Here is a 21,348-nt window from a genome sequence, read left to right as displayed (position 1 = left end):
GTGCAAACACTCCACAACGTTTGTAAGTAACCTTCTAAACTTGGACATACTGATACTAGTACTCTAAAAAAGGACGTAATCAAGTACATTATCAGCCTGGACTAATCTTATTAACAGTAAGATGGTACCTGCGGTACAATTTAAGCTTTCGAAGAAAATGGGTAAATTGCGATAAATTCAATAATATAAAGGTTTCAAATGTGAACTGATATTTAATAGTTTACATCGAGATTTATTTCATTCATCAAGGTTTGCTTTAGTAAATGAAAAGGATAGTTAGCCCTCATAATGGACTAACTATCCTTTTATTATTTTTTTCTTGACTTAGAGTTCACTCTAATCATTATAATCGACTCATAGTTCATTCACGATAAAATCAATTGGATAAAATTCAGGAGGGATCGGAAAAGCTAAAATCAAAAGTGGCTGACATTAACGCAGACCTGGATGTTGTTATTCGAACTTTCGATTTATCTGTTACTACAATTGTACGTTAAGAAGTCAGTAATTCTTGTTATTTTTCCCTTATTTTGTTTTCTCTTAATAGTCGTAAATCTTCTATAATATATTTAGTGCATATAAAAGAGACGGAACCATAAAATCAGCAAATTAGAAAATAAAACAGGATGGGAGTCAGTTATTATGGAACAATCAAATAAAGCCTTTAGCGAGGCATTAGTAAAATCGTTAAGAGGAGAACGAGGACATCTTCCCATCAAGAATGCTTTGTCGGATATAGACGTGGCGCTTGCGGGAAAACGCAGAGAGGAACTGCCTTATTCTATTTATCAATTAGTGAAACACATGACCTACTGGCAAGATTTTCTCTTATTATCCGCTCAGGGGAAGAAACCTGCATTGCCTGCCCATGTAAAAGAGAGCTGGCCTGAAGAAAAATGTCCTGGCAGTGAGGAAGAGTGGCAACAGATTATTCAGTATTTTCTTCAGGGGATTGAACAGGCATGCGCGATTGCCCAAACCGTTCAATTGGACAAAACATTGGAGGAATGGCCTGGTGAAACCCCGGGCGGTGTTCTACGCAATATTGCATCTCACAACTCCTACCATTTAGGAGAAATTGTGCTGATTCGCAGATTATTTAGTGCTTGGCCACCGCCAACAGGCGGATATCCGGTCTAAACAAAGAAAGGGTTCCAACCCATGCCCATTAACTTAAGATTTTGAATTACCCCCAAAACGAAATTTTTACCACTTTACAGTTATTTATGAGAATTAAATTCATTTTTTTCATTACTGGGGAACAAACATTTTTTTAACTTGATGGAGAGAGAGTACAAAAACACAAATTTCATCTCCGAAAAAAATAAAAAAACGATTGCTTGGATCCTAAGAGGCAATCGTTTTTTCTTTTTAAGCTGTTTGTAATGAACAATTACAGGTTTAAAATATTATTTAGTGTTATTTCTGTTTTCCAAAACCTTCTCCATATTATTAGTCGCCCATTCCTTCACTAATAGGATAATTGGACGTAGTGACTCTCCAAGTTTTGTTAATAAAATATCAACCATCTTTCTCATACAATCTTGCATACTACAACTTTCTAATATAACGGATCCAATTCTTTCACAAAAACAAAAAACTGCTGGAATACCCCAACAGTTTTTTAATCGTTAAAACTAATCTGTCTTGTAGCATAATACATTTTGAAAAAATATGAACTTCCTTAAGGGATTTTCATCAGCTGTTATTCACTTCCTATTATGTAAGTCATAGCACTGATCATAGTTATGGAAACTAAAGTAAGAAAGCAATATTACAATGAAATCGTGACATTCTGTTGAATACTTTTTCGTTTTCAAATAAAATAAACTAATAAAAATTTTTAATTTTCAATTTGTAATTCGATAAATTTCATGTTAATATAGCGAAGGCCATGAAATATCTGTCGCCATCCATACTTATTTTTCGGAATATTCACTCCTCCAAAAGCGTAATTATTCTAAAAATTGCATTATCTGTTACCTATACAAGGGCTACTTTCAATTTGTAATGCACATAACTAAAAATAGCTTTTTTAATAGATAATTTTTCTATCTTCCTCATCGGTTCTAATATATATATAGTAAAAGATCACTTTTCAAATACCCTTCCCTTTCTTTTTAAAGATAGAAAATCTAAATTAAATTCATTCATAATACTACATACAAACTAACAGAGAGGCATAAACTATGGGAATTTCTACACTATTATTAAATACCTTTATTATTATTATTTGTATCCTTAGCTATCAAGTATTTTGGCTAGAACATAAAGAAAAAATAGCATGTAATAATATATTAATTTCTGTTCTTTCCTCCATTGCAATTATTTTTTGTATGACTTTTCCTTTTCATTTACATGCTGGGTTTATTTATGATTTACGTTTTATTCCAATAATATTAGTTTTTCTATATGGAAATACAAAGAGCATTATTTCTATAGGAATTTTATATCTTTCTTATAGATTTTACTTAGGCGGAAGCGGAGTTTTCCCATCATTTATTATCTTTACTATTATTACTGGTATTACAATAATGTTTCGTTACTTGTTACCCATTTATTTCAAGGAAAAAAAGATATTATTAAGCATACTACTTGTTTTAATATGTACAACTTCACTTTCTATCTTCGGTATTATAACTCAAATAAACACAGGTGGTAAAATTGGCTCTACTCTCATTGAATTTTTATTAAATTATATAGTCATTAATATTTTTACAGTATTATTATCCGTTTATTTAATAGAGGGAATGATTGAGAAATTTAAAATGAAAGAAAGAATGCAAAGAGCAGAAAAATTTTATATAGCTAGTGAACTAGCTGCATCTATTGCGCATGAAATTCATAATCCACTGACCACGGTACATGGATTCACTCAATTATTAAATGAAAATGAGAACACTAAGATGTCTCAAGATAAGTACTTAGAAATTATGTTACTTGAAATGCAGCAAATACAATCTACGATAAATAACTATTTATCTTTAACCAAACCACAAAACATTATAAAAGAGAAACTAGATATTAATCACATTTTAAATCAGGTGAAAGATGCTATTTCACCAATCGCTCTATCGTACAATGTTAAATTAAAACTGAATATTACAGACCCCCTTTTTATAAATGCTGATCCTGTAAAATTAAAACTGTGTTTAACTAACATCATACAAAACGGTATCGAGGCTATGATAGATGGTGGAGTATTGCAAATTAATATACAAAAAATTAAAGGGAATGTTGTTATTGATATTATTGATTCAGGAATTGGAATGTCCTCCGAACAACTAAAACGAATTGCCTTACCATTCTATTCAACAACTGAAAAAGGCACTGGACTTGGTACCATGATTGCCTACAGTACTATTAAAGAATTAAACGGAGATATAGACATAGAGAGTAAAGAAGGAAAAGGAACACGCTTTTCTATTAGTATTCCTTGTTAACATAACAAAAGTATATTTCTTTCTCATGTAATTATATCAAGATACGGTGAAAATATATGATGTTACAAGAGGTAGTAAATTTATAATAAATTCACTACCTCTTGTCTCTCTATCCACTTATCAAGTTTAATCTTGGTATCATCATTTAATCGTTTTCTTATATTTCAGCTTTTAGAATTCTTCTATTTCAACTGTAAAATGTGGCTTGAATTTCACTTCGATTCTTTTCTTTGCTTTGCTTCTGCCCCTTGAATGTATAGCGAGTCATTACGCGTATAAATTTGTTTCACCGACTCCATCTTGGTTTCAATGATACGTTTGTCTTCATAAAGCATTTTTAATTCAACAGTTGCATCATAATAGAACATAATCATTACCAATTCGAATCCAAGTTTATCGATTTTGCTATATCTATACGCACCCGCACCTGGAATATAATAATCTTCTGGTTCATCCTCGAATATTTCTAATAACTCGTATTTATCATATTTTATATCCAATATTCCTCAATCTTTTTTGTACTAGAATGTTTTAACTATGCTATTCATTTGTAACTAATCTCTGAAACTTGGACATACTGATACTAGTACTCTAAAAAAGGACGTGATCAGTATGGAAAAGCAAAACCTATTCAAGTGTTTGGGCTAACAGCATAAAATACAATTCCGCTCGAAATATATGCGCTATATTCTCTATTATTTTATCTTTGCACCAGAACCTTAATTCTTAACTAACTATTTGGACAAACAGTTAAACGGGACATTTTATGGATGATAAATCTAGGTTATGGCCCATTTTTATATGCCATTTAGATCTTCTCTTTTAACATCAATTAGTGAGATTCTTCTTTCCCACCTTTGTACAAAGTTCAAATTTGCTCTAACTTCACTCCCGTGCTCCCAAATATTTGGCGCCTTAATCATTTTTACACCTTCAGGGATTTCATGTTCTCTTCTAGAAATATGTTTCAAATCAGAAGGTATTAACCGCAATTTAGGCATAGGTTGGATGACCTCTTTTTTTTACAATCCTTAATTAATGTGATCAATTTTATAATATAGATTCTAGACAACTACCCAAAAAAGGTGGGAATACAAGAGTTTACTGAAATCAAAAAATCATGTTATGACATATAAAACCGACAGCTCTCAATCCGGATAAATTGGTAAAGACGTAGCAATGATGCTTAAGATTCAGAAGTCTACTTTGGATTACAACAAAATATAGATTTGAATCATATTTCTCAATGAACAATATTACTTAACGTGATAAAATAATATTGGATGGGAGCCCAATATTATTAAAATTAAGATGGTTCAAGTCAGAGGAAGGCACCCTAGGGTGTCTTTTCTTGTTTATTATAAAAAACCTCAAGCATGAATATACTTGAGGGTTTTTTCGATTTCTTGTCTAAAAGATACCAATATAGAACTTGATGGAATTCCTTAAAAAAACATCTCTTAATACAAATTATATCATATTTGTTAAATCGTGAACTATTATTCTGACTTCTGTACAGGCAAACTACTAAAAATCAATTCAGCAACTTTTACATATCCTTTTGAGTTTGGATGAATTAAATCCGTAGACCAAAGCGTATTGTCATTAACTAAATGATGATTCCAAAAGTCAACATGATGAAGCTTATACTCTCTACTCAGTGAAAGTATAACTTCATTTGCCTCTAATAATTGTTCTTTTAATACTTGTTTTTTTTCAGAAGGAAATGGAAGCCTAACAGTAAAATCTGGAAGGTTTGCTATAATAATATCAGTACCTGCTTTACTTAATGTATCTATCATAAATTCCATATCGTTCTTATATGCTTGATGATTCCAACGTCCTTTTAAAACATCGTTTGCACCTGCAATTAGACTAACCAAATCTGGATTAAAAGTTAATGCCTGTTCCAATTGCTGTGAGCGAATTTCTTTAGTTACTAACCCACGTTTTGCAAAATTAGCATATTTTAAATCATTTACACACAGTTGAACAAAATGATCTACCCAGCTTTTTAATGCTATTCCCTCAACTTCATCCCCTATCCCCTCTGTAAAACTATCACCAATCGCTACAAATCGCTTCCACATATATAGTCCCCCTTTTTTGTTATTCATATCTACACTATACAATAGCCCACAGCGTAATTGTTCTTCTTAAATGTTTTTCAATTTCAATTAAATTCCATAGGAGATTTTTCAAATGAGCAAGACAACTCGATTAAACTATTTCACATGAACAAAAACATGAAAATCTACGTTATCTTCTCGCAGAAATAGGTTGAGACCAACTATCTTTTCCATTATCATTTAAGCGTACTTGAAAAACATATATAGGTTGAGAAAAGCCTTTTGTATCAGCGTAGTAATCTATATTATAATCTGTAATGACTAATGTATCACCTGCTTTGAACGATATTATAGGATCAAAGTCTCCTTGTTTTAGTTTTTGAAATACTTCTTTGGGAGACAGAATTTCGACATCTCGAATATGTGATTTTTTTGTAACTGGCTCATTGTCATTAGGCATTTTTGTAATTTCCTCTTTGTAAACAGGCATTTTATTACCTTCGTCTTTTAACTCTATTGATGTTTTTATAGTGACATCAGTCATGTCTGTTTTTGTAATGGGATCTAAAGGCATATTCCCAAATTCCTTCATTTGATACGAAATCATTATTCCAAGTGCAACGAAACTTACTGTAATCGGAAGGAATAAATATTTGATCATTTGTGTATCTGTTTCTTTTTTCTTCAACAATATAAGAACTATATTTAACATAGAATATCCTAGCATCATTCCTAAAGTATTATGAAGTAAATCGGCTAGTTCCATACTTCCACGTTGCATTGTAAATTCAAGGATTTCTATCAATAAACTTGCTATAATTGAGCTGATTAACATCCATTTTGTTTTTTGAAAAACATTACTAAATAAAGGTAATAAAATTCCTAACGGAAAAAGCATACCTATATTCACAATAATATGGAAAAAAGAAGAAAATGAAAAGGTATTCCATGCTTTTTTATAAACACTAAGTACATCAAAGTCAATTGTTCTTGCAAAAGTTATATCATCTGGACGACCAAATGAAGTAGCTGATAATGCAAGGGAATAATATCCTATTATTAATATAAATAATATAATTTGTTGTACCGTAAATTTTTTTCCTCCTTTACATACCTTTTTGTATACTACAAAGTAGCTAAAAACAAAAATGAGTAGTAACAAGAATGTGAGTTGTATTGTAGGAATTACAACGGTAACAAGTAGTTCAGAAATAAAGTTCATTTTACACCTCTGTTTTTACGAATAAAATATTCAATAGTTTTATATAACATTCTAGATATAGATAGCAATGTGTTGTTACCCCTAATAATTATTAATATAGAATTAAACCTGTACTCTTGAAACTAGCTTTATATGACAAAGCGGCTACAAGGAAACTAGCGTTTTACTAATTGTATTTTCGGCTATGTTTGGATAAACGTTACGAAGATTCTCTTTAGTAAGAGGATTTTTGAAGTTATATATAAAATTAAAAATTTATTCAGTTTTAGTATGTTTATATAGAATCTATAATTGACCGATTCCTAATATACTTAGGAACCGGTCATATACGTATATTTACTAAAGAAATAAGATTCCTTCATGTATTACGCTTTTTTTGGGAATTTTGTTGTTCTTTGTTTTGCCCAGTTGATACATTTCTTTTCAATTAAATGGTACGAAACTATCGAAAAAAGTATTGTCATTGTCATACATAAAGTAAGAAGGAAGAAGATAGGTATCTTTGTATATAAAAGTTTAAATAGTACCATCATGATTGGAAAATGACACAAATAGATACTGTATGAAATTTCTCCTAAGTATACAAATACACTCTTATTTAAAAATGCTTTTACTTTTAGGTTACTCATGGCCATTATAATAAATATACTAACACCGATTACGACACCCCAATCTTTTAATAAGAAAGTAGTATCATTACGGGACAAACCATAAATTAAAATGGAATATAAATATAGAATAATCCCTAATGCAATAAGAAATCCTTTATTAATTTTTTTCATATTCCTATATAAGTAGATAAGCTTTTCCTGATGCTTAAAAAGTAACATTCCAACCATAAACATAGATGTAAAATGCAGTGTATCGGCATAACCATTATAAAATCCCTCTGCTTTCCCAATATGCAACATATTAAGGAAAACACTAATTAAAGAAAAGCTCAAAGCAATTAGTATCGTTTTCTTCCAACTCAGTTTATAAAAAAGAAGGAATAACAAAGGAAACACAATAGATATACGCATTTCTTGAGCCAATGACCAAATAACTGGATTATAATTTTCCGTAAAAAAGTTATTAAGAAGCACAATGTGGTTTATAATATCTATTTTTGTTATAGACCCTTGCCATCTATCATAGAACCAATCCCGTAGTCCTGCCACTTCATACGGCGAAAACAAAATAAATAAAGCAAAGGTAATGATTATCCAAAAATAATAAGGAATATAGATTCTTACAAATCGCTTAATTAAATATCCCCAATAATTTGTTTTTGAATGATAAAGTGCCATAGATAACACAAAACCACTTAGTACATAAAAAACGATTACAGCTTCTCCACCCGCCCATAAAAACCTAAGCGGGGAAAATTTAATAGAGTTAGGCAACGATGGTAGCATTAAACAAAAATGTCCAAATACCACTGTAAGTGCCGCTAACCCTCGTATGGAATCTAATTCTTTTATTCTCTTACTCATAAAATATTCTCCTTGTAAATTGTAAATTTTGCTGTTAATAAAGGCCACTATACTAGTGTGGTGGGGGAATTTTACATATTGTTTCTTTAAATTCCTAATATAAGTAGTACAAAGTCAATCTATGTATCTGTTTTAGGGAACTTTCATATTTAGGCATAAGTTATATAATAATAGAAAGAAAAAAGAAATCTCATTCTATAAAATCGTATTGTCGTTTAGAAAACATTTTAAAACTGTTTTCTAAACCCTTGTTATAGTCTGTCTGTTTATCTGTCCACTGAACACCCTTATTGCCAGGCCACCCTGAGGTATTTGCAACATGTTTTAATAGCTCTGGTCCTTTTAAATTTTGTTGTAAACCACGGTTATATGCATTTATCATATTAGATATTGCTATTCGAGTATTGGTTTCTGCATTTTTCAAATCTTCGTTCGTTAAATCTTTAGGTGCTAGCCCACCTCGATGAAGCTGAAACAGTCCAAATGATGTGCCCTGATCTCCAACTGCGTTTCGATCAAACTTACTTTCATGGAATGCAATAGATAAAGGAATCCATGGCGGTATACCATGCTCTATTGATATTTGTTGAATCGTGTCTCTTACTTTAGCTCGGTTAGTATGATGGTCATATGCGGATTTTGCAAGATATAGCCCTACTGTTAAAACCAAAATAAATACTCCGATTTTTATTAATGGCCCTCTCATCGACGTCACCTCACTTGTCAGTATCAAAGATTGTCTCTAGTAATCCTATCTTTTGGGGATATTAACTCGTAGTCGTGTATCATTTGATTATTCTTGGTTTCATTAATTACCGATTTTTAAGTGAAATTATTTTGGGGTTCCCTCTCCCTCCATATGGTACATCCCATTAAAACCGTACTTTTTTCTCAAATACCTTACTTTTTTATTCGATTGAAATTAAAGAATAACTATATACATAGGAATAAACGCTATAAAAAGATACTTAAATTTCTTTAAAAAATTCATTTTCTGACCTCCATTTCTTTATATAATTAATTTAAAACAAAATATTTAATAGAAAGAAAAGATTTTATTAAATTTTTATAAAATTTAATAACAGAAATAAGTACCAGGTATCAATCTTTATTGTCACTTGATGGAATAATGAATGTTTTTTCATCATGTAACTTTATTAAACTAACCTTGCACCAGAACCCTTTGAATCGAAAGATTCATAATAAACGCCATCCTTTCTGTATATTTCTACAAAAAGAATAACGTTTTTTGATTATATGGATACAAATTTATCTTAGCTTGATTGCAATACCAAAAGTTCCGAAGAACCAAATTTGAGAATCTATAATACTTTGAAATCTTTTATTTCAGGCTAATATTTAGTTTTATCCTATAAAGTTAGCCTTTTACTATATCAACCGCACTATTCCACATACCTCTAAAGAAAGATCCTATTTCGCGCATTAAACGTGTAAACCAATTAGCTTGTTCTACTTCAGATTTTGTTACAAGGTCTACTTGTAATGATTTACCTGATAAAAACCCAGGATCTGTACTATCTTTAGGTGATATAATCATTTGGCTAATTGTTACGCCTTTTTTAATAGGTGCTTCTTGTTCTTTATTCGATACTTTAAATTCTTTTTTATAAACGTCTTTGTTGCCCTTTGGCATTGGAAGTGAAACAGCTTGCTTCGTTTGAACAACCACATCTTTGTCCTTTGCATTTGCTACTCGTACTGTTTCATGCCCTTTAACTACTGAATCTTTTCCATAGACCTTCTTCACTTCAAAATTCGCAAATGCATAATCATATAATTTCTTTGTTTCATCAAAACGTGCTGTATGAGAGTTTGCTTTTATCACTACAGAGATTAGACGCATACCATTTCTTTCTACTGTACCAGTGAAACAATCTCCGGCTTCTGGAGTAGTTCCTGTTTTCAAGCCATCAACACCTTCGTATTGCTTAATTAAGCCTTTTAACATCCAGTTAAAGTTCGTCATATCAATCGGATACTTGCCACCCTTTTGGAATGTTTTTTTGGGGATTTTTGCTGTATCTAATATTTTCGGAAAATCTTGAATAAGACGTTGTGCTAAAATCGCACAATCTCTTGCAGACATTTTATTTTTCTCGTCTGGAGTTGTCCCTTCTGGGTGATGTCCTTTTAAATCTTGGTTTGTTAAACCTGTAGAGTTTACAAATTTATAATTTTTCATTCCAAACTCTTTTGACTTATCGTTCATCATTTTTACGAAATTGACTTCTTTTCCAGCAATCTCTTCAACTAAAGCAATTGTTGCACCGTTTGCAGAGTAAATTGCCATTGCCTCATATAACTCTTTGACCGTATAAGAACCACCATTTTCTAATGGAACGTTTGATAATGAGCGATCTTGCGAAATCTTATATGCATATTCAGAAACTTTAACTTTTTGATCCCATTTAAGTTTTCCTTTATCCACCGCTTCATGGACTAAGTATTCACTCATCATTTTTGTCATACTAGCAATTGCTAATAATTCATCTGCATTTTTCTGATATAAAATTTTTCCGGAATTCGCTTCTACTAAAATTGCTGATCCTGCTTGTACGTCTAAAACTGGGACTGTTTCCGCTAATGCTCTTCCAGATGTAACAACAATGCTACAAAATAGTGTAAGCACTGTTACTATTGCAATAAATCTCTTGCAAAACATACCTTTCACTTTTGTTACCTCCAATATCTTTGTACTCAAAAAACGTTATTCTAACATAATCCTCAAAAAAAATAGACAGCGTTATCAAATTCTATATACATATAAGACATTAGGATCGCTTTCATATAGACCATCTCATCAAACCCTTTTAGGGCACTGACACTTCGTATTCCCACACACATCCCTCTTTTTAATACCTTTGTATTTTTCAAAATGATCCGTACTTTCATATTTTTTAGGATTACACTTAATAGACAATGTAAGTAATACATTTGTTCCACATTTATAAAAAAATAAAACCAGTGTGCCCCGATTGAATATCGAAACACACTGGTAGCTTAGCCTTTTTCTTATTGTCTACTTGACAGGGTCTGTCAGTCTCTTTTCAAAAATTACTATATTTGCACCAGAACCACATATTGCTATGACTACCGCTATTCTTCTCTAATTACATCTTTAACGTTTTTCTTTTGAATTTTTCGAAGTGGAATTAGTACTGATACATAACTAATCAACAGTGCAGTAATTAATGTGATAATATCCATCACTCTACTCATATTAAAAATATCAGACTCTAAAATTGCAGCTATTTTTAAAGTTTCTAACCTTTCTTCATTTTAGTATAATTTTTAAAAATTAATTATCCATTGAAAAATGAAATTTGATTATTTTTTCATTTTGAGGATACTTCAAAATCTTAGCTTGCTGAGCATGGGATACCACACATAGCTATCTAGCCAAGATTAAGTAATCATCCGTTTAACTATTTTTCATATAAAAATACAATAATCTCCAACTTAAAAAGTAACCATTTCCCCCCTCTAGCATTATAAGCAAGATCAACCGGGTGCATCAATTAACTCACCAGTTACCCAACGACTGTCTGATGAAGAAAGAAAACCTACAATATCAGCTATATCCTTAGGTTCTCCCCACCTATTAAAAGTCGATAAACCTGCAGCATATTTCTGTCCATCTCGATTCCCCAATGTCTCGGCATTCATTTCTGTATTAATTATGCCCGGGAGAATTGCATTTACTGTAATACCACGGGCACTAAGTTGTTGTGCTAAAGTACGAGTGAGTGATTGCCCCCTTAAATATACTGTAGGCAAAAACACTCGGAGAGATATCAATGAACTTCCCCTTCATTCCAGTATTCACCTTATAGTAATAAATAAAGTAATTTGTCAGTATCATTTCTACTATGAATGGCCTACTTGAATTATTAGCTTAAGAAGTTTCTTAAGTTTTAAAAAAAGCTTATGGAACCTTTCATTCCATAAGCCATTCTATTTAATTGGATGTTCAACAATAAAGGACATCCAGCCTACTTTATATTCTGCATGTATATTACCATTATGAAGTTCAACAATTCTTTTTGAGATAGCGAGTCCCAGTCCATTTCCTTGATCATCTTTTCTTGCCTTATCACCCCTGAAAAACCTTTCAAATAATTTATTAGGATCGCTAACAGGCGGCTTCTCGACTTTATTTGATACTTTCAAAATTGCTTTGTTACCTATTAGTTCAAGACATATTGATAATTCGGATGGTTTCATGCTGTACTTTATCGCATTCATAAACAGATTTTCATAAACACGTACCATTTTTTCTACATCCATGAAAATAGGTATTGTTTCTTCCGTTATTGATTTTTGAACACTTAAACCTGTCTTTTCAAATATAGGAATATATTCTCCAACTATTTGCTCCAACAAACCTGATAAATCAACTTCATTAATGTTTAACTTAGCATCGATGTCTGATAAACGGGTGTACTCAAATAGTTCATCAATTAGATATTTCAATCTCTGTGATTTTAAATAAGTGGTTTCGAGATACTCCTGTAATTGTGCTTTACTGTCGTATTGCCCTCTTTTTAATAAATCTACATAGCCGATAATAGATGTCAACGGTGTGCGTAAGTCATGAGATACGTTGGTTATGAGTTCATTTTTTGTACGTTCCAATCGTCTTTCCTGTTCAAATGTATTCTCCAATTCCTTGGACATATAATTAATATTTTGAGCAAGTTGGGTTAATTCGTCCTTCCCGTTAATCCCAATAGTCAAACCGAGTTTTCCATTGGCAATATCATTCACATTATCAGAAATGAGCTTCAAATATACTATTTTCTTTCGAACCAATATCAAAAAAATCACTATAAAGTTGAAGATTGCGAACGTGAATAAGAACAACATTACCATTCTGAATTCAAACATGCCAAAATCTTCGTGTTTTATAAATAATGGATCTATGACGTATACCAAAATGAGGATTGTTAAACCAAATGAAATAAAAAAACTAACTGCAACAGCACCAAGAAGTTTTATAATGATCTTATTTCTGAAACTAACATTCTTCATATTTTATACCCAATTCCCCAAACAGTTTTAATATAAATGGGATGTTTAGAATCCTCTTCAATTTTGTCTCTTATTTTTGTAATATGCACCATGACGGTATTATCTGATTTATAAAAAACCTCTTTCCAAACTGATTCATATATTTTTGCAACACTCAGGACAATCCCTTTGTTACGGACAAGTAGTTCGAGAATATCAAACTCTTTTGGAGTTAGCCTTGTTTCTTTTCCCCTTACCCATACTTGACGAGTATCTGTATTCACGGTTAAGTCACCAATTTCTAGAATGCTTTTATTATGTTCTATTGACGTATTGTATTTTTTAAACCTTCTTAATTGGGATTTTACCCTAGCGATTAATTCCAATGGGTTAAACGGCTTTGATAAATAATCATCTGCACCAGAGGCCAGTCCCTGAATTTTGTCTATATCCTCAGATTTTGCAGATAGCATAATGATAGGCATATTGCGATCTTCCCTAATCTTCATACAAGCTTCAATACCATCCATATTCGGCATCATAATATCTAAAATAATAAGATCGAACTTCTTTTCTTCTAACAATTTTAAAGCTTCAATAGCATCTTCTGCCTTTTGAGTTTTCAGACCTTCATTTTCCAAATAAACAGAGATAAGATTTCTAATCTCTTTATCATCATCAACAATAAGAATTTTTGACTCCATCATATTCCTCCACATTTTTCTCGTATTAAACAACTAAAGGCAAAAGCAGGTGGTACATTTCTATCCTCTCTTTAGTATATACTTGCAATTGAAAGCGCCAAAATAACATAATCGGTATAAAAGATAATGTCTTAAATATTGTTCAAAATTTTCTTTAGATCCATTTACAATTAATAAGTTTTCTTCTTCATTAAATTTAGCTTTTAATAAAAAACAATTGTTTTGAGATTCCTTCTTTTAATTAAATTTTTTTGATTACACCGGTAGTGTATATAACTTATAAAATGAAAAAAGAATCCTCTTCAATACGCTCTTTAAAGGAAATTCTTTTTCAAATCTTATTTTCACCAGTTTTTCTCCTTGTTCTAAAAGTGTTTCATAGTCATTGTTCTCTTTAATTTCTTTGATTTTATTTTCAATTGTGGGCGTATTATTTATATTAAAGTACGTATTTAATACTTCATATGGTGTCTTTCCTTGTTTGGTTGCACTATCTTCAATAGCTTCTTTCCATGGAATATTTGCTTTGTCCATGCTTAATTCAAGGGCTGAACCAGTCTCATATCTCATATTCCGCTCTAAAAACCTTGGAGATTCTGCCTGTCCATTAGCAACGAAGTTGAACGCCTCCATAAAAGTAACATGATATGGCTTCTGTTTCTTTGCAAGTACCATAAGATTTCCACCAGTTAACTTACTATAACGATACTCTAAGTATCGTGCTGAACCTTCTATTGCTTCAGTTTTTGTTTCTCCAATTAATTGAGGCCATTTTTTATAGCGATAGTTACGTACAATTGTCCAATCATATAATGCCTGATTAATACTTTCTGAGTTCGTATCAATCATTGCTTTATCTAATAGCTTAAATTCTAATCCCATTAGCGCGTAATTTTCTTTATTAATCGGATATTCGTGAATAGACTCTCCATCATTTGCATCATATGTCCAATCTTTTTGTTTATAAGCATGAAAAGCTTCATGTAATAAGAAAGACGAAAAATCAAAATATAAATCTGGATTACTAAACATTTTAGGATAATATTTCAAATAAAACACATCCATATCGTTAATATTTATTATCCCAAAGTTCCAAGGAATCCAGGTAGAAATAGTTCTAAAATCAAAACGAGTTAAGCGATAGATTTTAGGTAGATGCAGAGAATTTGAGACTTTTATTTCCTTTGCAAAAATACTATTTTCTAATCCCGGTACATTAACTGCATAAGCTTCTTGTCTAAAGAATCCCCCGTCTTTATTACTACGTATCAGAACCAATGGCATTTTTTCGAAGCGATAATCTTCATTCCAAAGTTTATCACTCGATTCTTCGAAGCTCTTATAAATAGTAGATAATTCTTTTAACATGTTTTGATCCGTGTTATCTAAAGACTTAAACTCTGTATGATATGTTTTATTTAAAATTATGCTTCCCAACATAATTCCTATAAATATTACTAATAAGATTAAAATTACCTTTAAAAATTTTTTCAACATACACTCCTTTTCTAAAACGATAATCCTTATGATGAATAAGGTTTACAAGTTTTATGTTTATTAACACTCTTTTGGTGCAGACCCAATTTTAAATAATAGCTATAATAAATACAATGAATACAAGATATTATTTTGATAATTATTCCATCCTATCAAAATTTTGATTATAGTTAACAATTAATATTGGATGATTATTCAATTTTATTGTAATGGGATAGTGCAAGAGTTCCTACAAATGAGGTTAAAGTAGTACTCAATGTAGGAACGATGCTATCTTGCCTCTTCATTTCCCTTCATTATTAAGATATAGAAAGAATAGTATTTTTCTCTTTTAATTGCTCATACATAACTTCTTGTAAGTTATACATGAAATGCGACCCCTACTTGTATTTACTTTTCTTCTAACACTTTCTGCCGCTCATTGCTGCATATTTGTATCTCAAATTCACTTTCTATTTTGCTTACATAGTATTTTTTCACTTCATCATACGGGGGCCAATTATGTTGATACTTAGTATACATAACATTATTACATTAATTTTCTTTCGGAAGTACAATTCCTTTATACAATTGAACTGTAATCAAGTAGTAAATCGAGTAAATCACTACAAAAATAACAATTGGTAACCAAATACGAAAGTACGGATCAATTAAAAGAGGACCAAACATGTTCATACCAACTAATATGTGAGCAATACCCACAATTGCTGGGACTAAAAATACAAAGAATAACTCCTTATAAATCGATTGTATTAATAACTCCCGGCGAACACCGATTTTACGAAGCATTTGATAACGTGTATTATCTTTGGATGCACCAGATAGAATTTTAAACATTAAGCAACTCGCCATCATTGCTAAGAACGCAATTCCAACGAAGAAACCCATAAACATTAGTCCGCTGGCAAAACCATGATTCATATTATATGTTTGATACTTACTATCCAGTTCTTCCGCTTTCACATTTTTATATTTCGCTACCTGTAATTCATCAAGTTTTTTCCATTCTTTTATGTATGATCCAAAATCATCTGTCTTCCCAATAAACACCGTATTTTTTGTACCTTTCATACTATCGTATATGTTTTGATCGACAATTTTCACTTTATGATCAGGATACATATACATTGGCTGGATTGTTTGGAAAGCGTCGCTCCATTGTTTTGGTTTCCCATCATCTTTACCCCATTGTCTTGACAAGGCAAATGCATCCATGGGAATTTTCTCTGAAACTTTCAGCGTCTTCCCATTTTTTCTATCTTTTACTAAAGGACGATTTTTCTCTAAATCTTCTTTTATATAATAAACATACTTATCATCTACTTTGTAGCAATATTCAAGATTCTCTTGGAATAAGATACCACTCAAAATGTCCTTTTCTTCCGCTGTTGGATTATGAACTACCGAATCGTAAATTGTTCCTTTATCAGTCTGCTTTAGAACGTCGTTTTTAAATGCCAGACCACACGCAATTCCACCAGCGCCAAGAGCCACTAGAATTGCTACCGTTGCAAGCACATTTGTTAGGCCATTAATACGGAAGTTTAATTGAGCAAAAGTAAAAGCATTAAGCCCTTTTTCACTACGTTTTTTATTACTCTTTAACTTTCTAATCATAACTGGGAGAAGTGATCCAAATAACATGTAAGTACTAACTGTTGCTGTGATTAATCCAAGAGCCATTAATTTAGGAACGGTTCCTAGATCTTTTTCATGTGGTATATAGATCAGTGATGCATAACCAATACCTAGCAAAATCAGACCAAGGAATGCAACTACAGCTGCCATTTTTCCTTTTACCGCGACATGCTCTGTTTGTGCATCTGCATGTACAAGTTGTAATACAGAAATACGTGATAATTTAATACTATTCATACTTGCTGATAGTACAAATAATGCAAAGAAGAAGATGCAAGTAACAACCATAGATGGAATGTACAAAGCTTTGTAACCTTCTCCAGTTAACTCCAATTGTTTCATTAATAACCGACCGATACCCTCTGCAAGTCCTACACCAACTGCAATTCCGATTACAAGAGATGCGGCACCTAATACGATTGTTTCGATAAACATAAGTAAGGTAACTTTATGCTTTTTTGCTCCTAACATCATGTACATGCCAAACTCTTTTTGACGAAGAGATAATAAGAAAGAGTTTGCATATAAAATATAAAAAAATGTTACAATTGCTAATAAAAAGGAACCAATGTGGAATATATATACAATAGGACCCACATGTGCATTAGATTCAAGGAACCCTTTATTTAGTGCTAGCGTTTGAAACATATAGAAAATTGAAATAGATACAATAAGACCAACAAGTAAGACAATATAATCTTGTAACTTACTTTTTAACCCTGACATGGAAAGTTTAAATAACATGCCCAAACCCCTTTTCTTACGCTTTTTGTGTGCCTAAATCTGCAAGTACGTCTAAAATTTCTTTATAGAACTCTTCACGTATACCACCGCGATGAATTTCTTTATATAGCTCACCATCTTGAATGAATAAAATACGCTGACAGTAACTTGCACTGTACGGATCATGTGTAACCATCATAATAGATACACCTTGCTCTTTATTTAAGCTTGTCATGGCATCAAGTAAACTCGTTGCATTTTTAGAATCAAGAGCTCCTGTTGGTTCGTCCCCTAAGATAATTGCCGGCTCATGCACAAGTGCACGTGCTGCTGCTGAACGCTGTTTCTGTCCACCAGATACTTCAGATGGATACTTTTGAAGTATTGCTGAAATTCCTAACATATCAGCTACCTTTTCTACTTTCGGCCCAATATTTCGTGATGGAACACCTTTAAGGGAGAGTGGAAGTGCAATGTTTTCATAAATAGATAAGTTCTCTAATAAGTTAAAATCTTGGAAAATGAACCCTAATTTTTGTGAACGGAAATCTGAAAGCTCACCTTGTTTCATTTTCGTAATATCCGTTCCTGCAATTTCAATAACACCACCTGTCGCTTTATCAAGTGTCGAAATTACATTTAATAATGTTGTTTTGCCAGAACCAGATGGCCCCATAATACCGACAAACTCCCCCTCTTGAATCGAGAATGAAACACCTTTTAATGCGTGTGATTGATTCTCACCTTTTTTACCGTACACTTTTTGAACGTTTTTCACGTTTACAACTGGTTTCGTCATATATATCCTCCTACGTTTGTATGATTGATAAGCTACTGTTTGAGTTATGTCTTTTTCGTTTCCACTTGCAATGCTTCATCTGTAAAAGTATTAAACTTGTCCATCACCAATACACATCCTTTTATTTTTCAAAATAATAAGTCCTTTCATACTTTTGTAATACATAAAAATAGGTATCAAACGGGATTTATTGTATTTAATTTGAATATCCATTTTTAGTAATACATGTAATAGACAATCTAAATAATAAATATGTTCCCCTTTAAGATAAGAAAGCACTAGGTGTTTTGTTAAGAAAACACAATGAATTGCAAATAAAAACTATACAGAAATCTAACTCCTTATAGTAAATTGCACATAAAAAATCCCTTTTCGCCATCTCACAAAAAAAGAATCATTGCTGCATCCTTTATAAACTTTATAATGGCCGGCTCATGCACAAGTGCACATACTGCTGAACGCTGTTTTTGTCCACCAGATACTTCAGATGGATACTTTTGAAGTATTGCTAAAATTCCTAACATATCAGCTACCTTTTCTACTTTCGGCCCAATATTTCGTGATGGAACACCTTTAAGGGAAAGTGGAAGTACAATGTTTTCGTAAATAGATAAATTCTCTAATAAATTAAAGTCTTAGAAAATGAATCCTAACTTTTACGTACGGAAATCTGAAAGCTCACCTTGCTTCATTTTCGTAATATCCGTTCCTCCAATTTTAATAACGCTGCTTTATCAAGTGTCGAAATTACATTTAATATTGTTGTTTTACCAGAACCAGATGGCCCCATAATTCTTACAAACTCGCCCTCTTGAATTGAGAATGATACAATTTTTAACACATGTGATTGATTCTCACCTTATTTACCGTACACTTTTTGAATGTTTTTTACATCTACAACTGGTTTTATCATATATATCCTCCTACGTTTGTTTTTTCATTATCCGTTTTACATTTCTTTAAAATAAACTGCTATTTAATTAATTTTGCATTTACCTTATGTAATAAAATGAACTTTTACATTAAAATCAGTTTCCTGGGTCTCCTCCATGTTAGAATATAAAATATTATTCAAATTATTTTAGTCCCATAAGCTAAAAACACCCTTGTACACTTAGAAATTTACGGTTTTAGAATGAAGAAACAATTTTGTGTAATCATTTGAATTATAAATAAAACATATTAAGAACTACTGATTATATTTCTTAATTTTTCTTAAGATAATCTATAAAAACCAAACCATAATGGGGAGATTATTTCATAATTGATTCTAGTACAAATAATAAAAAACAAAATTAGATATTGATTCCTATTGGAATCAACTCTAAAGCAGTTATTCCATGCCAATCACCTGATATGTAGATCGAGACATACATTCTGCTTTTTAAATTGCAATATAGAAGGTGTAATAAAAAAACATATTGCAGGAATAGAGGGAAATACGTAGTTTACAAAGGATATTTTCATTAAGTGAGCATATATGGCGCTCTCTAAAAGTATAAAATCTAATTCATAATAAAAGTAAGTCTATAACATATTTTTACACGTATCTCGCTTGTCCCCAAATTAAATCCGTATCCATTGAGCGTTTCGAATATCGTGTATTATAAATTTTTTTGATTGAGTATAAAATTTTGAATTCGTTCTATTTTGATATATTTAGATACTCTTTAAAATTTCGTTTTATATTCCGATGAACAATATTAAATAATATTATTTGTTATACCAACAGAAATATTAAACATCACATCCATGATCTGTTGGAAAAATTATTTGTGAGATACATCTTAACGATGCAATTCCGTATAAAGTAGTAAATCATAAAAAGTTATTTGCTAGAATAATTCTATTGCAAAATTTTAAATTAAGTAAAACGAATTTCATTTCAGCTCCAAGGTAAATAAGCACCTTCTATATTTTTCAATATTACAAAATATCAATAAATATAGAAGGTGCTGGTTCTATCCATATAGACGTAATTTTTTACTTTTCTGTAATATTTACAAAATTGACGGCTCTCTTGTCCTCAGTGCCTAAAGCCGTATTCACTTTATCTATTTCCTTTCTTAATTCGGGTGCTTTCCCTTGATTGACTAAATTAAGATTCCCAAAAGATTTATTAAAAGATAGAAATTGTCTTGTTTTTTCTTTCCCATTTATTTCTTTAAATAATGTATCATCTACAATTAATAGGATCACGTTGGATCCACCACGATATGGAGATAGCCATACATCCCCTTTATATTGAACATTCATTTTTTTCTCATCAAATGTTAGTTCTTTCAAGTCTTTATATTCTTTATTTGCAAATAAAATAATTTCATCTTTTTTTATTTTGGGTAAAGAATCCAGGGGAATTGAAGATGTGAGTCCACTATTATTATCTCTCTCACGTATAAGCCCTTTTTTATTCATTTTTTCAGCAGTTGTTTTACTTATAAATAGCACTTCACTATTATTAGAATCCCCAAAATTCGTTGGGAGCTTTATGTTGTGTTTTTTATTTTCTATGGTCCCTTTTTTTATTGCATATAAGTCTTTTGATATAGTTATATCTTTGTATAAATCTATTATAGAATTTCTAGTTTGTTCGTCTATCTCGCCAACCTCTATTGCAAGTCCATTTGCTGGAGAATCTTTTGCACCAAATAATGAACATGCTCCTAACATGGTAATAGAAATACCTGCTACTATTAATAATCTTAGTCTTTTTTTCAACCTATATTCTCCTTCTTTTAATTATTTTT

The 21,348-nt window shown here is 31.3% G+C and carries 15 protein-coding genes and 5 pseudogenes; 3 read left to right on the top strand and 17 right to left on the bottom strand.

Going from position 1 to position 21,348, the window contains the following annotated elements:
• Window positions 1-395: 395 nt before the first annotated feature.
• Window positions 396-491 (top strand): annotated as a pseudogene (locus MHI07_RS11700) (SDR family NAD(P)-dependent oxidoreductase); the annotation flags it as partial.
• 151 nt (window positions 492-642) lie between these two features.
• A complete protein-coding gene (locus MHI07_RS11695) occupies window positions 643-1,140 on the top strand; it encodes a DinB family protein (RefSeq protein WP_002109976.1) in 498 nt (165 codons plus the stop codon).
• 269 nt (window positions 1,141-1,409) lie between these two features.
• Here the strand turns inward: MHI07_RS11695 and MHI07_RS11690 are convergent, their stop codons facing one another.
• Window positions 1,410-1,550 (bottom strand): hypothetical protein, encoded by a 141-nt coding sequence (locus MHI07_RS11690; RefSeq protein WP_340826926.1) that lies wholly within the window; start codon window positions 1,548-1,550, stop codon window positions 1,410-1,412.
• A gap of 639 nt (window positions 1,551-2,189) precedes the next feature.
• On the opposite strand from MHI07_RS11690, the gene MHI07_RS11685 reads away from it, so the two are divergent.
• A complete protein-coding gene (locus MHI07_RS11685) occupies window positions 2,190-3,443 on the top strand; it encodes a sensor histidine kinase (RefSeq protein WP_131232125.1) in 1,254 nt (417 codons plus the stop codon).
• A 171-nt stretch (window positions 3,444-3,614) separates the two neighbouring features.
• Here MHI07_RS11685 and MHI07_RS11680 read toward each other — a convergent pair.
• From MHI07_RS11680 to MHI07_RS11605, 16 genes and pseudogenes are all read right to left on the bottom strand, one after another.
• Window positions 3,615-3,943: pseudogene (locus tag MHI07_RS11680) on the bottom strand (hypothetical protein).
• 297 nt (window positions 3,944-4,240) lie between these two features.
• The gene (locus tag MHI07_RS11675; protein WP_002109970.1) at window positions 4,241-4,444 is read right to left on the bottom strand and encodes a hypothetical protein; all 204 of its coding nucleotides are present in this window, start codon (window positions 4,442-4,444) and stop codon (window positions 4,241-4,243) included.
• A 498-nt stretch (window positions 4,445-4,942) separates the two neighbouring features.
• Window positions 4,943-5,560 carry an SGNH/GDSL hydrolase family protein gene (locus MHI07_RS11670; RefSeq protein WP_340823872.1) on the bottom strand — a complete coding sequence of 206 codons (618 nt, stop codon included), beginning with the start codon at window positions 5,558-5,560 and terminating at the stop codon, window positions 4,943-4,945.
• Between the two features lie 142 nt (window positions 5,561-5,702).
• Entirely contained in the window at window positions 5,703-6,734 is a 1,032-nt protein-coding gene (locus MHI07_RS11665) for a VanZ family protein (RefSeq protein ID WP_002161768.1), read from the bottom strand.
• A 365-nt stretch (window positions 6,735-7,099) separates the two neighbouring features.
• On the bottom strand, window positions 7,100-8,209 hold the full coding sequence (locus tag MHI07_RS11660) for an acyltransferase family protein (RefSeq protein ID WP_340823870.1): 1,110 nt from the start codon (window positions 8,207-8,209) through the stop codon (window positions 7,100-7,102).
• Between the two features lie 190 nt (window positions 8,210-8,399).
• Window positions 8,400-8,915 carry a transglycosylase SLT domain-containing protein gene (locus tag MHI07_RS11655; RefSeq protein ID WP_070139309.1) on the bottom strand — a complete coding sequence of 172 codons (516 nt, stop codon included), beginning with the start codon at window positions 8,913-8,915 and terminating at the stop codon, window positions 8,400-8,402.
• Between the two features lie 672 nt (window positions 8,916-9,587).
• Window positions 9,588-10,901, bottom strand: a complete 1,314-nt coding sequence (locus tag MHI07_RS11650; protein ID WP_286675239.1) for a D-alanyl-D-alanine carboxypeptidase family protein — start codon at window positions 10,899-10,901, stop codon at window positions 9,588-9,590.
• Window positions 10,902-11,326: 425 nt separating this feature from the next.
• Window positions 11,327-11,449 carry a hypothetical protein gene (locus MHI07_RS11645; RefSeq protein WP_286675246.1) on the bottom strand — a complete coding sequence of 41 codons (123 nt, stop codon included), beginning with the start codon at window positions 11,447-11,449 and terminating at the stop codon, window positions 11,327-11,329.
• A gap of 282 nt (window positions 11,450-11,731) precedes the next feature.
• Window positions 11,732-12,020 (bottom strand): annotated as a pseudogene (locus tag MHI07_RS11640) (SDR family oxidoreductase); the annotation flags it as partial.
• A gap of 164 nt (window positions 12,021-12,184) precedes the next feature.
• On the bottom strand, window positions 12,185-13,261 hold the full coding sequence (locus MHI07_RS11635) for a sensor histidine kinase (protein WP_215581744.1): 1,077 nt from the start codon (window positions 13,259-13,261) through the stop codon (window positions 12,185-12,187).
• The gene (locus tag MHI07_RS11630) at window positions 13,258-13,944 is read right to left on the bottom strand and encodes a response regulator transcription factor (protein ID WP_215581741.1); all 687 of its coding nucleotides are present in this window, start codon (window positions 13,942-13,944) and stop codon (window positions 13,258-13,260) included. Before MHI07_RS11630 ends, MHI07_RS11635 begins: the two co-directional genes overlap by 4 nt.
• Window positions 13,945-14,274: 330 nt before the next feature.
• A pseudogene (locus MHI07_RS11625) lies at window positions 14,275-15,438 on the bottom strand (hypothetical protein); the annotation flags it as partial.
• Window positions 15,439-15,975: 537 nt separating this feature from the next.
• Window positions 15,976-17,823 carry an ABC transporter permease gene (locus tag MHI07_RS11620; RefSeq protein ID WP_340823861.1) on the bottom strand — a complete coding sequence of 616 codons (1,848 nt, stop codon included), beginning with the start codon at window positions 17,821-17,823 and terminating at the stop codon, window positions 15,976-15,978.
• Window positions 17,824-17,839: 16 nt separating this feature from the next.
• The gene (locus MHI07_RS11615) at window positions 17,840-18,601 is read right to left on the bottom strand and encodes an ABC transporter ATP-binding protein (protein WP_340823859.1); all 762 of its coding nucleotides are present in this window, start codon (window positions 18,599-18,601) and stop codon (window positions 17,840-17,842) included.
• Between the two features lie 419 nt (window positions 18,602-19,020).
• Window positions 19,021-19,442: pseudogene (locus MHI07_RS11610) on the bottom strand (ABC transporter ATP-binding protein); the annotation flags it as partial.
• Between the two features lie 1,142 nt (window positions 19,443-20,584).
• Window positions 20,585-21,319: a lipoprotein BA_5634 family protein gene (locus MHI07_RS11605; RefSeq protein ID WP_340823856.1), complete on the bottom strand. Its 735-nt coding sequence runs from the start codon at window positions 21,317-21,319 to the stop codon at window positions 20,585-20,587.
• Window positions 21,320-21,348 lie beyond the last annotated feature (29 nt).

Source organism: Bacillus sp. FSL H8-0545, assembly GCF_038006105.1.
Taxonomy (GTDB): Bacteria; Bacillota; Bacilli; order Bacillales; family Bacillaceae_G; genus Bacillus_A; species Bacillus_A cereus_U.
This window is presented reverse-complemented; position numbering and strand designations above follow the sequence as displayed.